Raw genomic sequence first — 19,819 nt, 5'->3', positions numbered from 1 at the left:
GCGAATACCGATCCTGTAGACCGGCTGCCCAGCGAGACGGTTCAGCCGAGGCAGACAAACCGCTATGCTTGGGGCATTTCCACCGTGCCTGGAGCCCGTCCCATGAGCAGCCCCCTGGTCATCCACCCGCGCGCCGAATCGGTCGAGGGCCAGCCGATCCTCCGGCCGCTGCCGTCGGCCCAGTGCCGCAGTGTCGGCCCGTTCGTGTTTTTCGACCACATGCTCGAAACCGACTATGCCCCGGGGCATGGCATGGACATCCGCCAGCACCCGCATATCGGCCTGTCTACCCTGACCTACCTGTTCGAAGGGGCAATACTGCACAAGGACAGCCTCGGCTCGGCACAGCGGGTGCTACCGGGTGACGTCAGCTGGATGACCGCAGGCAGCGGCGTGGCCCATGTCGAGCGTACGCCCGAAGATGCCTTGGCGCATGGCTCGCGCCTGCATGGGTTGCAGGTATGGCTGGCATCGCCGCGCGAGCAGGAACAAGGCCCGGCAAGCTACAGCCATTACCCGGCTGCCAGCCTGCCCGTCAGTGATAGCCTGGGGGTGCGCATCTGCATGATCGCCGGCAGCGGGTTTTGCCTGGAATCACCGGTGGCAGTGCTTTCCCCTACCCTTTACGCCCATGTGCAAATGCAGCCGGCGACCACCTTGCGCGTCCCGACCGAGCATGCCCAGCGGGCGCTGTACCTGCTCGATGGCGAGCTGATGATGAACGATGAGGAGGTGGAGCCGTGCAGCCTGGTGGTCCTGCCGGAGGGCGAAGAGGTGACGCTGTATGCGGCGGCTGAGTGCCAGCTGGTGCTGATTGGCGGTGCGCCACTGGATGGGCCACGGCGAATGAACTGGAATTTTGTCGCCAGTGATGGAGAACTGATCGAACAGGCCCGGGCCAGGTGGGCTGCAGGGGATTGGCCGGTGGTACCCGGGGAAACTTCGAGGATCGAGCTGCCGCGCTGATTCACAAGGCCGCCCCTACTGGGACCGCGCATGCCATGAGCCACGCTTTCCCTGTATCGTGTCGCGATGGGCCGCAGAGCGGCCCCGTGCAACGTCAGCGCTGGAACACTTCGGCCAGCAGATTATGCATCGCGCGGAACGCCCGCTCCGAGGTACGCCGGTCATACTGCATCTTGCCTGGCACATTGGCGCTCGGGTCGGTAAACGAATGCACTGCGCCGCCATAGCTGAGCAATTGCCAATCGACCTTTGCCGCGTTCATCTCGTCCTCGAACGCCGGCAGCTGCTCTTTCGGCACCAGCGGGTCCGAGGCGCCGTGCAGCACCAGCACCGAGCCCTTGATGCGCTTGGCATCCGCCGGGTCCGGCGTGTCCAGGGTGCCATGGAACGACACCGCCGCGCGCAGGTCGGCGCCAGAACGTGCCAGCTCAAGGGCACAGCAGCCACCGAAGCAGAAGCCGAACGTGGCCACCTTGCCCGGCTCCAGCAACGCCTTCGACTGCCCCAGCAGCTGGGCCAGGGCTTCCTGCATGCGCTTGCGCAATTCACCACGGTCGTTCTTCAGCGGCATCATGGCCGCACCCGCCTCGTCGGCATTGGACGGGCGCAACGATTGCCCGTACAGGTCGGCAATCAGCACCACATAGCCCTTCTCGGCCACTTCCTTGGCGATGCGCTCGGCCCCTTCGCCAATGCCCATCCAGTTCGGCGCCATCACCAGGCCAGGGCGGCCGAGCGCACCCGGCTCATACACCAGGCGGCTTTCGTAGGTCTTCCCGGAGAGGTGGTAGACCAGCGATTCGACGATTACTTTGCTCATCAAACACTCCTTTGCCACTCATGATCACAATGCCCGCCATGAAAAAAGCCCGCCGAAGCGGGCTTTCATCCATCAACTCAAGCAGACAGCTCGACCAGCAGCTTGTTCAGGCGACGAACGTAAGCCGCCGGGTCCTTCAGGCTGTCACCGGCCGCCAGGGCCGCCTGATCGAACAGGATATGCGACAGCTCGGCGAAGCGGTCTTCGCTCTGTTCGTTGTCCAGCTTCTCGATCAGCGGGTGGGTCGGGTTGAACTCGAAGATCGGCTTGGACTCCGGCACCTTCTGCCCGCTGGCCTCGAGGATCTGGCGCATCTGCAGGCCCAGGTCCTGCTCACCGATGGCAAGAATCGCCGGCGAGTCGGTCAGGCGGTGCGACACGCGAACTTCGGCCACGCTGTCACCCAGTGCGCCCTTCAGGCGCTCGACCAGGCCTTCCTTCTCCTTGGCGACTTCTTCCTGGGCTTTCTTGTCTTCTTCCGAATCCAGCTTGCCCAGGTCCAGGTCGCCGCGGGCGACGTCGACGAAGGCCTTGCCGTCGAACTCGTTGAGGTAGCTCATCAGCCACTCGTCGATACGGTCGGTCAGCAGCAGCACTTCGATGCCTTTCTTGCGGAAGACCTCCAGGTGCGGGCTGTTCTTGACCTGCGCATACGATTCGCCGGTCAGGTAGTAGATCTTGTCCTGGCCTTCCTTGGCACGGGCCAGGTAGTCGGCCAGGGCAACGCTCTGCTCGCCGCTGTCGTCCTGGGTGGAGGCGAAGCGCAGCAGGCCGGCAATCTTCTCCTTGTTGGCGAAGTCCTCGGCCGGGCCTTCCTTCAGCACCTGGCCGAAGTTTTTCCAGAAGCCCTTGTACTGCTCGGGTTCGTTCTTGGCCAGTTTCTCCAGCATGTCCAGCACGCGCTTGGTCAGCGCGGTCTTCATCGAGTCGATGATCGGGTCTTTCTGCAGGATTTCCCGCGACACGTTGAGCGACAGGTCGTTGGAGTCGACCACACCCTTGATGAAGCGCAGGTACAGCGGCAGGAACGACTCGGCCTGGTCCATGATGAACACGCGCTGCACATACAGCTTCAGGCCGCGTGGCGCTTCGCGCTGGTACAGGTCGAACGGCGCGCGGGCCGGCACGTACAGCAGCGAGTTGTATTCCAGCTTGCCTTCGACCTTGTTGTGGCTCCAGGCCAGCGGGTTCTCGAAGTCGTGGCCGATGTGCTTGTAGAACTCCTGGTACTCCTCGTCCTTGATCTCGGTACGCGGGCGGGTCCACAGGGCGCTGGCACGGTTGACGGTTTCCCATTCCTGGGCCGGCTGTTCCTCGCCTTCGGCGGCAACCTGCTCCTTCGGCAGCTGGATCGGCAGGGCAATGTGGTCGGAGTATTTCTTGACCACGTTGCGCAGGCGCCAGCCATCGGCGAACTCCTGCTCGCCCTTTTTCAGGTGCAGGACGATACGGGTACCGCGCTGCGGCTTGTCGACGGTGGCGACTTCGAACTCGCCCTCGCCCTTCGACGACCAGTGCACGCCTTCGGCGGCCGGCAGGCCGGCGCGACGGCTGTACACGTCGACCTTGTCGGCAACGATGAATGCGGAGTAGAAGCCCACACCGAACTGACCGATCAGGTGCGAGTCCTTCTTCTGGTCACCGGTAAGGTTCTTCATGAAGTCGGCGGTGCCGGACTTGGCGATGGTGCCCAGGTGGGCGATGACGTCTTCACGGCTCATGCCGATGCCGTTGTCCTCGAGGGTCACGGTACCGGCGTCCTTGTCGAAGCTCAGGCGAATCTTCAGGTCGGCGTCGTCCTCGAACAGCTCTGGCTTGGCCAGGGCCTCGAAACGCAGCTTGTCGGCGGCGTCGGAGGCGTTGGAGATCAATTCACGCAGGAAGATCTCCTTGTTCGAATACAAGGAATGGATCATGAGGTGCAGCAGCTGCTTCACCTCGGTCTGGAAGCCCAGCGTTTCTTTTTGAGTCTCCACACTCATGGTCTTCAAAACTCCGATCTGATGGCAGTTGGCGCCGGCGGCCGGTTCGGCCTGCGTTAACGGCGGATGTCATGCAGATGGGGGCTGCCCGGATGATTTCAAGGGCGTTTCCGGTTCGATCTTGAAATGCGCGCGGGCAGTGGCAATCGGCGCCTGCCGGTCGCCCTGCCAGGCCGTGATCGCCACATTGGTCACCCGCCGCCCCTGGCGCCATAGCTGGCACTGGGCATAGGTATCGCGAAAGTGCCCGGCGCGCAGGTAGTCGATGGAAAAGTCGATGATCTTCGGAATGCTCGCGCTCTCGCTGTAGATCAGCAGATAAAGGGCTGCCGACAACTCCATGAAGCCTGCAATCACCCCGCCGTGGATGGCGGGCAGCAGCGGGTTGCCGATATTGTTCTGGCTGGCCGGCAGGCGGAACAGCAGATCATCACCCTGGCGTTCGCATTCGATGCCGATCAGGCTGGCGTAGGGAATCAGCGCCAGTAATGGCCGGTAGTCGCCAACCGCGTGGGCGGCGTTGAGCTGCTGGCGAACCGCGTGCGGAATCATGCGCCGCCCTCCTTCAGGCTATTGCCGAAACGGATGCCACCTTTGACCTGCTGACCCAGGCGCATGAACGTACCCACCACCTGGCAGATCGGTTGCGCCGGGTCGTCCTGGTAGGCCGTGCCACGGGTGAAGATTACGTCGCGGGTTACCCGATAGCACTGGGCGTGACCGTAGATGGCCTTGCCGGCTTCGGCCGGGTGCATGTAGTCAATGCGCAGGTCCAAGGTCGGGCACACTTCGAAACGCGGAAGCACGCACAAGGTGGCCATGCCGCAGGTGGTGTCCATCAGCGTGGTCAGCGCGCCGCCGTGCACGGCACCGGTCTGCGGGTTGCCGACAATGGCCGGCGACCAAGGCAGGACCAGGGTCATGCCATCGGCATCGGCCTGAGCCACGCGCATCTGCAATAACTGACAATGTTGCAGCGCCGAGAGAAAACGCTCGGCCATGGCCTTCAAGGTTGCATCGCTCATAGGCTGTTACCACCCACATTGCCACTGCGGCATAAATTCGTTAAAAAGTCTATATAGAAGAGGATGTTATATATGTGTAACCTTCGCGGAACTTATTCCGCGTAGTTGGACTCGAAGGAACAAGTCACTTATTCCACCAAGGAGAAACACCCCCATGCGTAAACCTTTTGCTTTTGCTCTGATGCTGGCCGCTGCCATGGGCCTGGCTGCTTGCGATAAAGCGAGCGAAGACAAAGCCCAGGACGCACAGCAACACGCCGAGCAAGCCCAGGAAAAAGCGGGCGAAGCTCAGGATAAAATGAACGAGGCTGCCAAGGAAAACGCCGAAGCCGCCAAAGATCAGGCCGAAGCCGAGCAGAAGGCTGCCGAAGAAGCCGCTCCGGCTACTCCGGCTCCGGAAGCTGCGCCGGCCACCCCGGCCGAACCTGCCAAGCAGTAATCGGTCTACACAAAAAAACCCGACATGGTCGGGTTTTTTTGTGCCTGCAAACAGCAAGTAAAACGTTTCAGTTGTTTACGCCCACGGTCGGTTCCCTGGGCACTTCGGTTGGCAGACTTTCAGTGGGTGTGAATACCATCACATCCAGCACGTCCGAATGGAACTCGCGGCGGTACAGAATCAGCACCACGCCCACACTCATGGCCATGAATAACCACGGGCTGATGAACCAGCTCAACATGGCCATGCCGAAGTAATAAGAACGCAGCCCGAAGTTGAACTGGTTGGCTGCCAGTGACAACACCCTCGCCGCCCGCGAGGCGAATGCCTTGCGTTCCAGTTCATTGACCAGGCGCTCGCCTATCATCGGCGCCGAACCCACCAGCACTGCAGCGAAGTTGTACTGGCGCATGCACCAGCTGAAGGTGAAGAAGGCGTAGACGAACACCATGGCCAGGCACAACAGCTTGATCTCCGACATACCCTGCGAGGTTTGCTGCACCAGCGGCAGGTCCGCCAGCAATGACAGTGCCCGGTCGGAAGCGCCGAGCACAGTGAGGATACCCGCCAGGATGATCAGGGTGCTGGAGGCGAAGAACGAAGCGTTGCGCTCAAGGTTGCCGATCACGCTGGCATCGGCGATGCGGTTGTCACGCAACAGCATGCGGCGCATCCAGTCCTCACGGTACAGGTGCAGCACGCTGGCCAGGCACGCGGTGTCGCGGCCCTTCCAGATGGCATAGCGGGTATAGCCGCCCCAGCACAGGGCGAACCAGGCGATGGCCAACAGGTTGTTGAGATTGCTTTGGATGAAATTCATGCAGGGTTCCCGAGAGGGCCAGATACCTGAAGGATAGGGACCGATTTTCGACGCTGGCAAGCGGCAAAAGGCACACATCCATCCTGATATTTGCACCGCTCATCCCGGCCTCTTCGCGGGCACGCCGGCTCCCACAGGTACACCGCCAATTCTGAGGCTTGCGCTTTCCTGTGGGAGCCGGCGCGCCCGCGAAGAGGCCAGTACAGGCAAACAAAAAGCCCCGCATCCTCTCGGATACGGGGCTTTGTAGTTTCCACCCTTGGCAAGCACCCTGCGGCTTGTGGCCAGTGCTGCCCTCAGGTTTCGACTGTCAGGCCAGCGCTTCGCGCGGCTTGCCCAGCAGGCGGTCGCAGGCTACGGCGCCGACCAGGGTCACCACCGAAGGCACCAGCCAGGCCAGGCCCTGGTCGCTCAGCGGCAGGTGGGCCAGGAAGTCCGGCAGCACGTGGGCAATGCTGCTGCCCTTGATGGCGTCGACCATGCCGAACAGCAGCGACACCAGCATCACCGGTGCCAGGATGCGGGTTGGCGAGTTCCACAGGTCCTTCACGAAGCTCAGGCCGACCACCACGATGCAGGGTGGGTAGATCGCGGTGAGCACCGGGATCGAGAACATGATCAGCTTGGTCAGGCCGAGGTTGGAAATCAGCAGCGAGAAGCCCGCCAGGATCACCACCAGGGCACGGTACGACAGCGGCAGGATCTGGCTGAAATACTCGGCGCAGGCGCAGGTCAGGCCGACAGCGGTGACCAGGCACGCCAGTGCGATCAGCACGGCGAGGAAGCCGCTGCCCAGCGAGCCGAAGGTGTGCTGCACATAGGCATGCAGCACCGCCGCACCATTGGTGGCACCCGCCGCGATCTCGTGGCTGCCGGCGCCCAGGCGGAACAGGCTTACATACACCAGGGCCAGGCCGACACCGGCGATCAGGCCGGCGATGATCGCATAGCGGGTGATCAGCTTCGGCGACTCGACGCCGCGCGAGCGAATGGCATTGACGATGACGATACCGAATACCAGGGCGCCCAGGGTGTCCATGGTCAGGTAGCCATCGGAGAAGCCCTTGGAGAAGGCCGCGGCGGCATAGGCCGGCTGCGCTTCACCCATGGTCCCGGCAGGCAGTGCGAAGGCGGCGATGCCCAGCACCGCCAGGGCGATGATCTTCAACGGCGCAAGGAAGCGGCCCACGGTATCGAGCAACTTGCCCGGGTACATGGACACCGCCAGCACCACGAGGAAGTACACCAGGCTGTAGATGAACAGTGCCAGCGGGCTTTCGCCGGTCAGCGGTGCCACACCCACTTCGAACGACACGGTGGCGGTGCGCGGGGTGGCGAACAGCGGACCGACCGACAGGTAGCACACGGCCGCCAGCAGGCCACCAAAGAACTTGCCGATCGGGCTGCTAAGGGCATCCATACCGCCACCGACCTTGGCCAGGGCGACCACGGTGATGACCGGCAGGCCCACGGCGGTAACCAGGAAGCCCAGGGCGGCCATCCACACGTGCGGGCCAGACTGCAGGCCGACGATAGGCGGGAAGATGATATTGCCCGCGCCCACGAAAAGCGCAAACGTCATAAAGCCAAGCGCCAGGATGTCCTGGCCTTTTAAAACTTTCATTTAAGGTAGTACCACACTGCTGAAATCGGGATTCGAGAAGGGATTTCCCCATGGGTTGGGGGAAATGCTGCCCGGCTTGATAAGCCAGACCCGTTTAGCGTGTCGTTCCCTTTTGGGGGACGGGCACAGAGTGAGCGCGTAGGGTAACTGTTTTGTCACTTAAACGCACTGGCACAGTGCTGCTTGTCCGATGTGCGTACATGTTTGTCGTCTGTGCAACCGGGACAGGGGGATTATCCCAGTATTGAAACTGTCGTCTGCGTGAAAAATCCTATCAAACCCATCGAAAAATCTTTACTGACTGTACTGGCCTGTTCGCGGGCAAACCCGCTCCCACAGGTACTTCACCATGCTCAAGGTTAGTGATTTCCGGTGGAAGCGGGTTTAACCGCGAAGAGGCTGGCACAGGAATACCCATACCCCGGAAACGACAAAGGCCACCCGAAGGTGGCCTCTGTGCGCGTGGGGGTGCAGCGGTATTACTTCTTCACTTCCCAGCCAGTCAGCTCGGCCAGGGCCTTGCCGATGTCAGCCAGGGAACGCACGGTCTTCACACCAGCGTCCTGCAGGGCGGCGAACTTCTCGTCCGCAGTGCCCTTGCCGCCGGAGATGATGGCGCCAGCGTGGCCCATGCGCTTGCCCGCCGGAGCGGTAACACCAGCGATGTAGGAAACTACAGGCTTGGTGACGTTGGCCTTGATGTAGGCCGCAGCTTCTTCTTCAGCCGAACCGCCGATCTCGCCGATCATGACGATCGCTTCGGTCTTCGGGTCTTCCTGGAACAGCTTCAGGATGTCGATGAAGTTGGAGCCCGGGATCGGGTCGCCACCGATACCGACGCAGGTCGACTGGCCGAAGCCGGCGTCGGTGGTCTGCTTGACCGCTTCGTAGGTCAGGGTGCCGGAACGCGAAACGATACCGACCTTGCCTGGCAGGTGGATGTGGCCTGGCATGATGCCGATCTTGCACTCGCCCGGGGTGATGACACCTGGGCAGTTAGGGCCGATCAGGGTCACGCCCAGCTCGTCGCACTTGACCTTGGCATCCAGCATGTCCAGGGTAGGAATGCCTTCGGTGATGCAGACGATCAGCTTGATGCCGCCGAAGGCCGCTTCCAGGATCGAGTCCTTGCAGAAAGGCGCCGGAACGTAGATGACCGAAGCGTCGGCGCCGGTGGCCTCTACAGCTTCTTTCACGGTGTTGAACACCGGCAGGCCCAGGTGGGTGGTGCCACCCTTGCCTGGGGTTACGCCGCCGACCATTTTGGTGCCGTAGGCGATGGCCTGTTCGGAGTGGAAAGTACCCTGCGAGCCGGTGAAGCCCTGGCAGATAACCTTGGTGTCTTTATTGATCAGGACGCTCATTACTTGCCCTCCGCAGCTTTGACAACTTGTTGAGCAGCGTCGGTCAGGCTGGTTGCCGCAATGATGTTCAAACCGCTTTCTGCCAGTACTTTAGCGCCCAGTTCGGCGTTGTTGCCTTCAAGGCGAACGACCACCGGAACCTTGACGCCGACTTCTTTCACTGCACCGATGATGCCTTCGGCAATCATGTCGCAGCGAACGATGCCGCCGAAGATGTTGACCAGTACGGCCGCGACATTGCTGTCGGACAGAATGATCTTGAACGCTTCGGTAACGCGCTCTTTGGTAGCACCACCGCCAACGTCAAGGAAGTTGGCCGGCTTGCCGCCGTGCAGGTTGACGATGTCCATGGTACCCATGGCCAGGCCGGCACCGTTGACCATGCAGCCGATGTTGCCTTCGAGGGCAACGTAGTTCAGTTCGAACTTGGCAGCGTGGGCTTCACGGGCGTCGTCCTGCGACGGGTCGTGGAAGGTTTTCAGCTTCGGCTGACGGTACATGGCGTTGGCGTCGATGTTGATCTTGGCATCGAGGCAGTGCAGGTCGCCGTCGGCCTTGATCACCAGCGGGTTGACTTCCAGCAGCGCCAGGTCGTGGTCCTTGAACAGCTTGGCCAGGCCTACGAAGATCTTGGCGAACTGTTGAACCTGCTTGCCTTCCAGACCCAGCTGGAACGCCAGTTCACGGCCCTGGAACGGCTGCGCGCCGACCAGCGGATCGATAGTGGCCTTGAGGATCTTTTCAGGGGTTTCGTGAGCGACTTTCTCGATGTCCACGCCACCTTCGGTGGAGGCCATGAACACGATACGGCGGCTCGAACGATCGACTACAGCGCCCAGGTACAGCTCTTTGGCGATGTCAGTGCAGGATTCGACCAGAATCTTGGAGACGGGTTGACCGTTGGCATCGGTCTGGTAGGTAACCAGATTCTTGCCCAACCACTGTGCAGCGAACGCCTTGGCGTCTTCTTTGCTGCGAACCAGCTTGACGCCGCCCGCCTTGCCGCGACCACCCGCGTGAACCTGGGCTTTTACCACCCACTCGTTCCCGCCGATCTTGTCGCAGGCTTCTGCCGCTTGCTCAGGGGTATCGACAGCGAAACCCTTGGAAACTGGCAGGCCGTATTCAGCGAACAGCTGCTTACCCTGATACTCGTGAAGATTCATGCTTTTTACCGTCTTCGTTAGGTACTGCGCTTCGGCGCTGCGCCATTACTGGCGCCGCACCACCTGTGACCGTTGACCCCGGGTTTTCCCGTGTGATCCGGTCCGGCGGACTTTCCGCGGTGAGTCATGCACGCAAGACTCACGACGGGCAGCCCGCCGTGGTTTCTTATAATTAACGCTTCTTACGGTTGGCCACGTGAATGGCGCCGCCATTCACAGCCAGCGCTGCTTCATGCAACGCTTCGGACAGGGTCGGATGGCTGAAGACCATCATGCCCAGGTCCTCGGCACTGGTGCCGAATTCCATTGCGATTGCGCCCTGCTGCACCAGTTCGGCAGCCGATGGGCCAATCACGTGTACACCCAGGACGCGGTCGGTCTTGGCATCGGCGATGACCTTGACGAAACCACCGGTGTCGTTGGCAGCCATCGCACGGCCGCTGGCCGCGAACGGGAAGGTGCCCACGTTAACCTCAACGCCCTCGGCCTTCAAGGCCTGTTCGGTCTTGCCGACCCACGCGATTTCCGGGTGGGTGTAGATGACCGACGGGATCAGGTCGTAGTTCATCTGGGCCTTGTGGCCCTTGATGCGCTCGACCACCATGATGCCTTCTTCCGAAGCCTTGTGGGCCAGCATCATGCCGCGTACCACGTCGCCGATGGCGTAGACGCCCGGCACGCTGGTGGCGCAGTAGTCGTCGACGAAGATGTAGCCACGCTCGTCGATGGTCACGCCGCTGTCGGCAGCCAGCAGGTCAGTGGTCACCGGACGACGGCCGACCGCGACGATCAGCTTGTCGAAGGTGATCTTCTGCTCGCCATTGGCGTCGGTGTAGGTCACTTCAACTTCGTTGCCGTTGACTTTCGAACCGGTGACGCGTGCGCCCAGCTTGATGTCCAGGCCTTGCTTGGTCAGGGTCTTCTGGGCTTCTTTCGACACGGCGGTGTCGGCAGCCATCAGGAAGGTGTCCAGGGCTTCCAGGACGGTGACTTCGGCACCCAGGCGCGCCCATACCGAGCCCAGCTCGAGGCCGATCACGCCAGCACCGATAACGCCCAGGCGCTTCGGCACGGCCTGGAATTCCAGGGCGCCGGTGGAGTCGACGATGACGTTCTGGTCGACCGGAGCCGGCGGAATGTCGATCGGGCGCGAACCGGAAGCCAGGATCACGTTCTCGGCTTCGATGACTTCGGTGGTGCCGTCAGCCTTGGTGACTTCGACCTTCTTGCCAGCCAGCAGCTTGCCGTGGCCCTGGATCGAGGTCACGCCGTTGGCCTTGAACAGGGTGGCGACGCCACCGGTCAGGTTCTTGACGATGCCCGCCTTGCGGCCGACCATCGCGGCGACGTCCATCTTCACTTCGCCAGTGGAGATACCGTGGACATTGAAGCTCTCTTTGGCTTCCTTGTATTTCCAGGAGCTGTCCAGCAGCGCCTTGGAAGGAATGCAACCCACGTTCAGGCAGGTGCCGCCCAGGGCCAGCTTGCCCTCGGCGTCGGTGTATTTTTCGATACAGGCAGTCTTCAGACCAAGCTGTGCGGCCTTGATGGCAGCCACATAGCCGCCAGGACCTGCACCAATCACCACTACGTCGAATTTCTGGGTCATAAAAGATTCCTTTTTTAGCTTCAAGCGACAAGCTGCAAGCCGCAAGACCGGCAGGCTTCAAACTGAAGCCTGCCGCTTGCCGCTTGCAGCTGCGCGATTAGATGTCCAGCAGCAGGCGAGACGGGTCTTCCAGCAGGTTCTTGATGGTGACCAGGAAGGTTACCGCTTCCTTGCCGTCGATCAGGCGGTGATCGTACGACAGCGCCAGGTACATCATCGGGCGGATCACGACCTGGCCGTTGATGGCCATCGGGCGCTGGATGATGTTGTGCATGCCGAGGATGGCGGCCTGCGGCGGGTTGACGATCGGGGTCGACATCATCGAACCGAAGGTACCACCGTTGGTGATGGTGAAGGTGCCACCGGTCATCTCTTCGATGGCCAGCTTGCCGTCACGGGCCTTCTTGCCGAAGGTGGCGATGCCGTTCTCGATTTCCGCCAGGCTCATCGACTCGGCGTTACGCAGTACCGGTACCACCAGGCCACGGTCGCTGGACACGGCAACGCCGACGTCGGCGTAGCCATGGTAGACGATGTCGTTGCCATCGATCGAGGCGTTCACGGCCGGGAAGCGCTTCAGGGCTTCGGTAGCGGCCTTGACGAAGAACGACATGAAGCCCAGGCGTACGCCGTTGTGGGTCTTCTCGAACAGGTCCTTGTACTTCGAACGCAGGGCCATGACTTCGGTCATGTCGACTTCGTTGAAGGTGGTCAGCATGGCCATGCTCGACTGGGCTTCGACCAGACGCTCGGCGATCTTGGCACGCAGGCGGGTCATCGGCACGCGCTTCTCGGTGCGGTCGCCAGCGGCAACCACAACCGGGGCAGCAGCAGCGGCGGCAGCCGGCTTGGCCGCCGGGGCCGGGGCCGACTTCTTGTTGGCGACGGCAGCGACGACGTCTTCCTTGGTGATGCGACCACCTTTGCCAGTGCCGGCAACGCTGGCCAGGTCGATGCCGTTTTCTTCAGCCAGCTTGCGCGCGGCCGGGGCGGCAACCGGGTCTTCTTCGCCAGCGTCGGCAGCAGCGGCAGCCGGAGCAGCAGCGGCCGGGGCGGCAGCTGGAGCAGCGGCGGCAGCACCGCCCTCAACGATCGAACCCAGCACTTCGTCGGACAGGACGGTGTCGCCCTCGCCCTTGACGATGGCGCCCAGTACGCCGTCGGCGGTAGCCAGTACTTCCAGGACGACCTTGTCGGTCTCGATGTCGACGATCAGCTCGTCACGCTTGACGGCATCGCCCGGCTGCTTGTGCCAGGTGGCAACGGTGCCATCGGCAACCGATTCCGGGAAGGTTGGGGCTTTGATCTCGATAGCCATTATCAGTGTTTCCTTAAATTCGGTTTCAGGTGCGCGAAGGCGTTAGACAGTGAAGGCGTCTTGCAGCAGTTTTTCCTGCTGTTCGGCGTGCTTCGAAGCGTAACCACAGGCTGGCGCGGCGGAAGCGTCGCGGCCGGCGTATTCCAGGACCAGTGCCTTGTTGTGGCGGCCCAGGATACGGCGCATGTGGTGCTGGCTGCTGTACCAGGCGCCCTGGTTCATCGGCTCTTCCTGACACCAGACCGCATGCTTGAGGTTGGTGTAGGGCGCAAGGATTTCGACCAGGTCGTCTTCCGGGAACGGGTACAGCTGCTCGATACGCACGATGGCGATGTCTTCGCGGCCTTCGGCACGGCGTTTTTCCAGCAGGTCGTAGTAAACCTTGCCGCCGCACAGGATCAGGCGTTCGACCTTGGCCGGATCGAGGCTGTCGATTTCCGGGATCACGGTCTGGAACGAACCTTCTGCCAGGTCCTCGAGGGTCGACACGGCCAGCTTGTGGCGCAGCAGCGACTTCGGCGTCAGGACGATCAGCGGCTTGCGCAGCGGACGGATGACCTGGCGACGCAGCAGGTGGTAGATCTGCGCCGGGGTGGTCGGTACGCAGACCTGGATGTTGTGCTCGGCGCACAGCTGCAGGTAACGCTCCAGGCGCGCGGAGGAGTGCTCCGGGCCCTGCCCTTCATAACCGTGTGGCAGCAGCATGGTCAGACCGCACAGACGGCCCCACTTGTGCTCGCCGCTGGTGATGAACTGGTCGATCACCACTTGCGCACCGTTGGCGAAGTCGCCGAACTGGGCTTCCCAGATCACCAGCGCGTTCGGCGTGGTGGTGGAGTAGCCATATTCGAAGGCCAGTACCGCCTCTTCCGACAGGAACGAGTCGTACAGTTCGAACTTCGGCTGGCCCGGGAACAGGTTCTTCAGCGGTACGTAGGTGCTGGCGTCCTTCTGGTTGTGCAGCACCGCGTGACGGTGCGAGAAGGTGCCACGGCCGATGTCCTGGCCGGTCATGCGGATCGGGTGACCTTCGAACTGCAGGGTGGCGTAAGCCATGGTCTCTGCATAACCCCAGTTGATCGGCAAGCCACCGGCCTGCATCTTCTGGCGGTCTTCGTAGATCTTGGCGACCTGGCGCTGTACCACGAAGCCTTCCGGGATCTCCAGCAGCTTGGCCGACAGTTCCTGCAGGGTCTTGAGGTCGAAGCGGGTGTCGTGACGCGCGGTCCAGGCATGGCCCAGGTACGGACGCCAGTCGACGAACAGCTCGCGGTTCGGCTCCTTGACCAGGCTCTTGACCACATGCAGGCCGTTGTCCAGCGCGTTGCGGTACTCGTCGATCTTGGCCTGGGCGCGCTCGGCATCGATGCGGCCGGCCTGGATCAGTGCATCGGCGTACAGCTCACGGGTGGTGCGCTGCTTGCTGATCTGCTGGTACATCAGCGGCTGGGTGCCGTTCGGCTCGTCGGCCTCGTTGTGGCCGCGACGGCGGTAGCAGACCAGGTCGATGACCACGTCACGCTTGAACTGCATGCGGTAGTCGATGGCCAGCTGGGTCACGAACAGCACGGCTTCCGGGTCGTCGCCGTTCACGTGCAGGATAGGCGCCTGGATCATCTTGGCCACGTCGGTGGCGTACTCGGTGGAGCGCGCATCCAGCGGGTTGCTGATGGTGAAACCGACCTGGTTGTTGATCACGATGTGCACGGTGCCGCCGGTCTTGAAACCGCGGGTCTGCGACATCTGGAAGGTTTCCATGACCACGCCCTGGCCGGCGAATGCAGCATCGCCGTGGATCGAGATCGGCAGTACCTTGTCGCCAACGGTGTCGTTGCGGCGGTCCTGACGGGCGCGCACCGAACCCTCGACCACGGGCGAGACGATTTCCAGGTGGGACGGGTTGAACGCCATGGCCAGGTGCACTTCGCCACCCGGGGTCATCACGTTCGAGGAGAAGCCCTGGTGATACTTCACGTCACCGGAGCCCAGCTCGTTCATCTTCTTGCCTTCGAACTCGTCGAACAGCTCGCGCGGGTTCTTGCCGAAGGTGTTAACCAGCACGTTCAGGCGGCCACGGTGGGCCATGCCGATCACGACTTCCTTGGTGCCGTAGGAGCCGGAACGCTGGATCATCTCGTCCAGCATCGGGATCAGGCTTTCGCCGCCCTCGAGGCCGAAACGCTTGGTGCCCGGGTACTTGGTGCCCAGGTATTTCTCGAGGCCTTCACCGGCGGTCACGCGCTCGAGCAGGTGGGCCTGCACGTCGGCGGAAAACTCCGGACGGCCGCGCACGCTTTCCAGGCGCTGCTGGAACCAGCTGCGCTGCTCGGAGTCGACGATGTGGGTGAACTCGGCGCCAATGGTGCGACAATATGTCTTCTGGAGCGCCTCGACGATCTCGCGTAGGCTCGCCTCCTCTTTGCCGATGAACAGGTCGCCGGCACGGAAAGTCGTATCAAGATCGGCATTGGTCAAGCCGTAGTGATTGATCGACAGGTCTACAGGCGCTGGACGCTGCCACAACCCCAACGGGTCGAGCTTGGCAGCCTGATGGCCGCGCATGCGATAGGCCTGGATCAGTCGCAGAACTTCAACCTGCTTCTTCTCGTGTTCACTGCTCACGCTCCCGGCAGATACCGGTTGGGCGCGGCGCTGGTTCTTCGCCAGCAGTACGAAATGGTCGCGGATTGTCGAGTGCGATACATCGGTAGCGGTGCTGCCGTCGGCGGGCAACTTCTGGAAGTAGGTGCGCCACTCTTCTGGCACAGCGTTAGGGTCGTGCAGGTAGAGCTCATAAAGCTCTTCCACATATGCAGCGTTACCACCTGAAAGGTGGGCGCTTTCCCACATGCGCTGCATCACGCTTTCTTGCATGCTTGGTCACCCTCGGTTAGGGGACTGATCGGCGAGAGCCACAGCAAACCTGGAAAAGTCCGAACACAGCGACTGAACCACGCCACTTGGATCCTGCTGATTTTCCGGGTACCAGCCCGGAAAGCCCCTGCTGGTCTCATATCTTCATAGGTAATGAACGCAGGCTTTGTGGGCCATTGTTCGGGTTTTACCTCGGTGCGGGCTCACCACCCGCACCTCGGCTTACTGCAGGTACAACGCTTTGTATCAGGTGCCGCTTTGCAGCAGCATGTTACGTACGTGACCGATTGCCTTGGTCGGGTTCAGACCCTTAGGGCAAACGTTGACGCAGTTCATGATCCCGCGGCAGCGGAATACGCTGAACGGGTCATCCAGGGACGCCAGGCGCTCCTGGGTCTTGGTATCGCGGCTGTCGGCCAGGAAGCGATAGGCCTGCAGCAGTGCGGCGGGGCCCAGGAACTTGTCCGGGTTCCACCAGAACGACGGGCAGGAGGTCGAGCAGCAAGCGCACAGGATGCACTCGTACAAGCCGTCCAGCTTGTCACGGTCTTCCGGCGACTGCAGGCGCTCGATAGCCGGCGCCGGCGTGTCGTTCTGCAGGAACGGCTTCACCTTCTCGTACTGCTTGTAGAAGATGCTCATGTCGACGACCAGGTCACGAATGACCGGCAGGCCCGGCAGCGGGCGCAGGATCAGCTTGTTGCCCTTCACCACCGCCGACAGCGGGGTGATGCAGGCCAGGCCGTTCTTGCCGTTGATGTTCATGCCATCGGAACCGCAAACGCCTTCACGGCACGAGCGACGGTAGGAGAACCCTTCGTCCTGCTCCTTGATCAGTGCCAGTACGTCCAGCACCATCAGGTCCTTGCCGCCGGTATCGACCTGGAAGGTCTGCATTTTCGGCGCGGAATCGGTGTCCGGGTTGTAACGATAAACTTCGACTTGCAACATAGCGGCCACCCTTAGTAAGTCCGGACTTTTGGTTCGAAGGCTGGAACAGTCTTCGGCGCAAAGTTGACGCCACGCTTGGCGACGCGCTTCTCACCCGGGTAGTACAGGGTGTGGCACAGCCAGTTTTCGTCGTCACGGTCTTCGTAGTCTTCACGGGCGTGAGCGCCGCGGGACTCTTTACGGGCTTCGGCCGCGATGGCGGTAGCTTCGGCGACTTCCAGCAGGTTCTGCAGTTCCAGTGCCTCGATACGCGCGGTGTTGAAGGCCTTGGACTTGTCGTTGATCTTGACGTTGGCGATACGGTCGCGCAGACCGGCCAGCTGCTCGATACCCTTCTGCATGTATTCGCCAGTACGGAATACACCGAAGTAGTTCTGCATGCAGCTCTGCAGCTCGCGCTTCAGGCTGGCAACGTCTTCACCGGTGGTGCGCTCGTTCAGCTTGTTCAGGCGGTTCAGGGCAACATCGACGTCGGTGTCGCTGGCGTCGCGGTATTCCACGCCTTCGCTCAGCGCCTTCTCCAGGTGCAGGCCGGCAGCACGGCCGAACACCACCAGGTCGAGCAGCGAGTTGCCGCCCAGGCGGTTGGCACCGTGCACCGATACGCACGCCACTTCACCTACGGCGAACAGGCCAGGAATGATCTGGTCGTTGCCTTCGGCATCCATGGTGATGGCCTGGCCGTGAATGTTGGTGGCAACGCCGCCCATCATATAGTGGCAGGTCGGGATGACCGGTACTGGCGCGACCACCGGGTCGACGTGGGCGAAGGTCTTGGACAGTTCGCAGATGCCTGGCAGGCGGCTGTGCAGCACTTCCTCGCCCAGGTGGTCCAGCTTCAGCAGTACGTGGTCCTTGTTCGGGCCCACGCCGTTGCCGGCGATGATTTCCTTGACCATGGAACGGGCGACCACGTCGCGGCCGGCCAGGTCCTTGGCGTTCGGCGCGTAACGCTCCATGAAGCGCTCGCCGTGGGCGTTGATCAGGTAGCCACCTTCACCGCGGCAACCTTCGGTGACCAGTACACCGGCGCCGGCGATGCCGGTCGGGTGGAACTGCCACATTTCGATGTCCTGCACCGGCACGCCGGCACGCAGGGCCATGCCCACGCCGTCACCGGTGTTGATCAGGGCGTTGGTGGTGGAGGCGTAGATACGGCCGGCACCGCCAGTGGCCAGTACGGTGGCCTTGGACTTGATGTACAGGGTTTCGCCGGTTTCGATGCAGATCGCGATCACACCCACGAACGCGCCGTCCTGGTTCTTCACCAGGTCTACGGCGTAGTACTCGTTGAGGAAGGTGGTGCCGGCTTTCAGGTTGCCCTGGTACAGGGTGTGCAGCAGCGCGTGACCGGTACGGTCGGACGCGGCGCAGGTACGGGCAGCCTGGCCGCCTTTACCGAAGTCCTTGGACTGGCCGCCGAACGGACGCTGGTAGATACGACCGGTTTCGGTACGCGAGAACGGCAGGCCCATGTGGTCCAGCTCGAAGACCGCAGCCGGGCCTTCCTGGCACATGTATTCGATAGCGTCCTGGTCACCGATGTAGTCGGAGCCCTTGACGGTATCGTACATGTGCCAGCGCCAGTCGTCGTTCGGGTCGGCCGACGCGATGGCGCAGGTGATGCCGCCCTGGGCGGACACAGTGTGCGAACGGGTCGGGAAGACCTTGGTGACCACGGCGGTCTTGTGGCCGCCTTGCGCCAGCTGCAGCGCAGCGCGCATGCCGGCACCGCCGCCACCGATGATGATGGCGTCGAAAGAAATGGTTGGAATGCTAGCCATGGATCAGATACCCCAGAGAATCTGCACACCCCAGACGAAGTAAGCGAACATCGCAACGCCGCATACCGCCTGGAACAGGAAACGAATCGCAGTTGCCGACTTGCCGAACGACATTGGCGTCAGGTAGTCGGTGGCGATGGTCCACATGCCGACCCAGGCGTGAGCGCCCAGGGCAACGAGGGCCAGCAGACTGAAGATCCGCATCGCGTTGTTGGAGAACAGACCATGCCACTGGGTGTAGTCGATGCCTGGGTGGGCGACCACGTAGCCGATCAGGAACAGGAAGTAAGCCGCGAGAACGACCGCAGAAACGCGCTGCGCCATCCAGTCATAGAGACCCGAACGCGACAGGTTCGTGACATTGGTTACCATACCCAAACTCCCACCAGAACGATCAGCACCACGGAGATGACGATCACGATTTTCGAGCCCAGCTTGCCGCCTTCCAGCGTCTCACCGATACCCATGTCCATGATCAGGTGACGCACACCTGCCACGAGGTGATAAAGCAGGGCGGACAGCAGGCCCCAGGTCACGAATTTGGCCAGCGGGCTGGTCAGACACGCCTTCACCTCACCGAAGCCTTCCTCGGAACCCAGCGACTTGCCCAGTGCATAAAGCATGATGGCAAGGCCGAGGAACAGAATGACGCCGGAGATACGGTGCAGGATGGACGTGTACGCAGTGACGGGGAGCTTGATGGTCCTTAGGTCTAGGTTTACAGGTCGTTGGCTTTTCACGGCTTTTTTCACACTGAAGAGCCCCTAGCGAATCAGGGCAAAGTTGTTGGTAAGTGTACTGGTCAGGTACCCACCACCCAGGGAACGGCGACCCCCAGCAGTTCGGGCTTGCAAGCCCCTGGCGGTCGGGTTGCGAGTATAGACAGTTAGGCTGCTTATGACAACGTGACGGGGTAGCCCAAATAGCGCATTGCCTTTAACGGACAAAAGGCGTAAATGGGCGAGAATTTCGCGAAAAACCAGGCATCAATGCCTGTTTCAACAAGCCTTTAGGCAAATTGACTTCTGAATTTATCCCTCTATAGTGGTGCGGGCCCTGCGTGGGGGGTCTGTCTGA

Annotated in this window: 17 protein-coding genes; 2 read left to right on the top strand and 15 right to left on the bottom strand. The window is 61.8% G+C overall.

Features of this window, described 5'->3' with window-relative positions:
* Window positions 1-102 precede the first annotated feature (102 nt).
* Window positions 103-966, top strand: a complete 864-nt coding sequence (locus tag QSV36_RS25770; protein ID WP_289135933.1) for a pirin family protein — start codon at window positions 103-105, stop codon at window positions 964-966.
* A 94-nt stretch (window positions 967-1,060) separates the two neighbouring features.
* Here QSV36_RS25770 and QSV36_RS25765 read toward each other — a convergent pair whose 3' ends face one another.
* The 4 genes from QSV36_RS25765 to QSV36_RS25750 all read right to left on the bottom strand — a co-directional run bounded on the left by QSV36_RS25765 (window position 1,061) and on the right by QSV36_RS25750 (window position 4,793).
* Complete coding sequence (locus QSV36_RS25765; RefSeq protein ID WP_289135931.1) at window positions 1,061-1,786, bottom strand: dienelactone hydrolase family protein; 726 nt, start codon at window positions 1,784-1,786, stop codon at window positions 1,061-1,063.
* A 77-nt stretch (window positions 1,787-1,863) separates the two neighbouring features.
* Complete coding sequence (gene htpG / locus QSV36_RS25760; RefSeq protein WP_186688238.1) at window positions 1,864-3,768, bottom strand: molecular chaperone HtpG; 1,905 nt, start codon at window positions 3,766-3,768, stop codon at window positions 1,864-1,866.
* A 69-nt stretch (window positions 3,769-3,837) separates the two neighbouring features.
* Window positions 3,838-4,320, bottom strand: a complete 483-nt coding sequence (locus QSV36_RS25755; protein ID WP_289135928.1) for a PaaI family thioesterase — start codon at window positions 4,318-4,320, stop codon at window positions 3,838-3,840.
* Complete coding sequence (locus tag QSV36_RS25750; protein ID WP_289135926.1) at window positions 4,317-4,793, bottom strand: PaaI family thioesterase; 477 nt, start codon at window positions 4,791-4,793, stop codon at window positions 4,317-4,319. Before QSV36_RS25750 ends, QSV36_RS25755 begins: the two co-directional genes overlap by 4 nt.
* Before the next feature lie 154 nt (window positions 4,794-4,947).
* On the opposite strand from QSV36_RS25750, the gene QSV36_RS25745 reads away from it, so the two are divergent.
* Window positions 4,948-5,232 (top strand): hypothetical protein, encoded by a 285-nt coding sequence (locus QSV36_RS25745; RefSeq protein ID WP_086978461.1) that lies wholly within the window; start codon window positions 4,948-4,950, stop codon window positions 5,230-5,232.
* A 67-nt stretch (window positions 5,233-5,299) separates the two neighbouring features.
* On the opposite strand, the gene QSV36_RS25740 is transcribed toward QSV36_RS25745, so the two are convergent.
* The 11 genes from QSV36_RS25740 to sdhC all read right to left on the bottom strand — a co-directional run bounded on the left by QSV36_RS25740 (window position 5,300) and on the right by sdhC (window position 19,494).
* Window positions 5,300-6,052: a DUF599 domain-containing protein gene (locus QSV36_RS25740; RefSeq protein WP_289135921.1), complete on the bottom strand. Its 753-nt coding sequence runs from the start codon at window positions 6,050-6,052 to the stop codon at window positions 5,300-5,302.
* 310 nt (window positions 6,053-6,362) lie between these two features.
* The gene (gene brnQ / locus QSV36_RS25735; protein ID WP_289135919.1) at window positions 6,363-7,676 is read right to left on the bottom strand and encodes a branched-chain amino acid transport system II carrier protein; all 1,314 of its coding nucleotides are present in this window, start codon (window positions 7,674-7,676) and stop codon (window positions 6,363-6,365) included.
* 479 nt (window positions 7,677-8,155) lie between these two features.
* Window positions 8,156-9,040 (bottom strand): succinate--CoA ligase subunit alpha, encoded by an 885-nt coding sequence (sucD, locus tag QSV36_RS25730; protein ID WP_004376004.1) that lies wholly within the window; start codon window positions 9,038-9,040, stop codon window positions 8,156-8,158.
* Entirely contained in the window at window positions 9,040-10,206 is a 1,167-nt protein-coding gene (sucC, locus tag QSV36_RS25725) for an ADP-forming succinate--CoA ligase subunit beta (RefSeq protein WP_003254205.1), read from the bottom strand. Before sucC ends, sucD begins: the two co-directional genes overlap by 1 nt.
* A gap of 172 nt (window positions 10,207-10,378) precedes the next feature.
* Window positions 10,379-11,815: a dihydrolipoyl dehydrogenase gene (gene lpdA, locus QSV36_RS25720; RefSeq protein WP_013973439.1), complete on the bottom strand. Its 1,437-nt coding sequence runs from the start codon at window positions 11,813-11,815 to the stop codon at window positions 10,379-10,381.
* Between the two features lie 97 nt (window positions 11,816-11,912).
* Window positions 11,913-13,133, bottom strand: coding sequence for a 2-oxoglutarate dehydrogenase complex dihydrolipoyllysine-residue succinyltransferase (gene odhB, locus QSV36_RS25715; protein ID WP_289135916.1), 1,221 nt, complete (start codon window positions 13,131-13,133; stop codon window positions 11,913-11,915).
* Between the two features lie 42 nt (window positions 13,134-13,175).
* Window positions 13,176-16,007, bottom strand: coding sequence for a 2-oxoglutarate dehydrogenase E1 component (locus QSV36_RS25710; RefSeq protein ID WP_225778551.1), 2,832 nt, complete (start codon window positions 16,005-16,007; stop codon window positions 13,176-13,178).
* 246 nt (window positions 16,008-16,253) lie between these two features.
* The gene (locus tag QSV36_RS25705) at window positions 16,254-16,958 is read right to left on the bottom strand and encodes a succinate dehydrogenase iron-sulfur subunit (protein ID WP_011534752.1); all 705 of its coding nucleotides are present in this window, start codon (window positions 16,956-16,958) and stop codon (window positions 16,254-16,256) included.
* An 11-nt stretch (window positions 16,959-16,969) separates the two neighbouring features.
* Window positions 16,970-18,742 carry a succinate dehydrogenase flavoprotein subunit gene (sdhA, locus tag QSV36_RS25700; RefSeq protein WP_289135914.1) on the bottom strand — a complete coding sequence of 591 codons (1,773 nt, stop codon included), beginning with the start codon at window positions 18,740-18,742 and terminating at the stop codon, window positions 16,970-16,972.
* 3 nt (window positions 18,743-18,745) lie between these two features.
* A complete protein-coding gene (gene sdhD / locus QSV36_RS25695) occupies window positions 18,746-19,114 on the bottom strand; it encodes a succinate dehydrogenase, hydrophobic membrane anchor protein (RefSeq protein WP_003254214.1) in 369 nt (122 codons plus the stop codon).
* On the bottom strand, window positions 19,108-19,494 hold the full coding sequence (sdhC, locus tag QSV36_RS25690) for a succinate dehydrogenase, cytochrome b556 subunit (protein WP_012315350.1): 387 nt from the start codon (window positions 19,492-19,494) through the stop codon (window positions 19,108-19,110). The genes sdhD and sdhC overlap by 7 nt, the downstream gene beginning before the upstream one ends.
* Window positions 19,495-19,819: the final 325 nt, after the last annotated feature.

Source organism: Pseudomonas sp. BCRC 81390, from assembly GCF_030341915.1.
Lineage (GTDB): Bacteria > Pseudomonadota > Gammaproteobacteria > Pseudomonadales > Pseudomonadaceae > Aquipseudomonas.
This window is presented reverse-complemented; position numbering and strand designations above follow the sequence as displayed.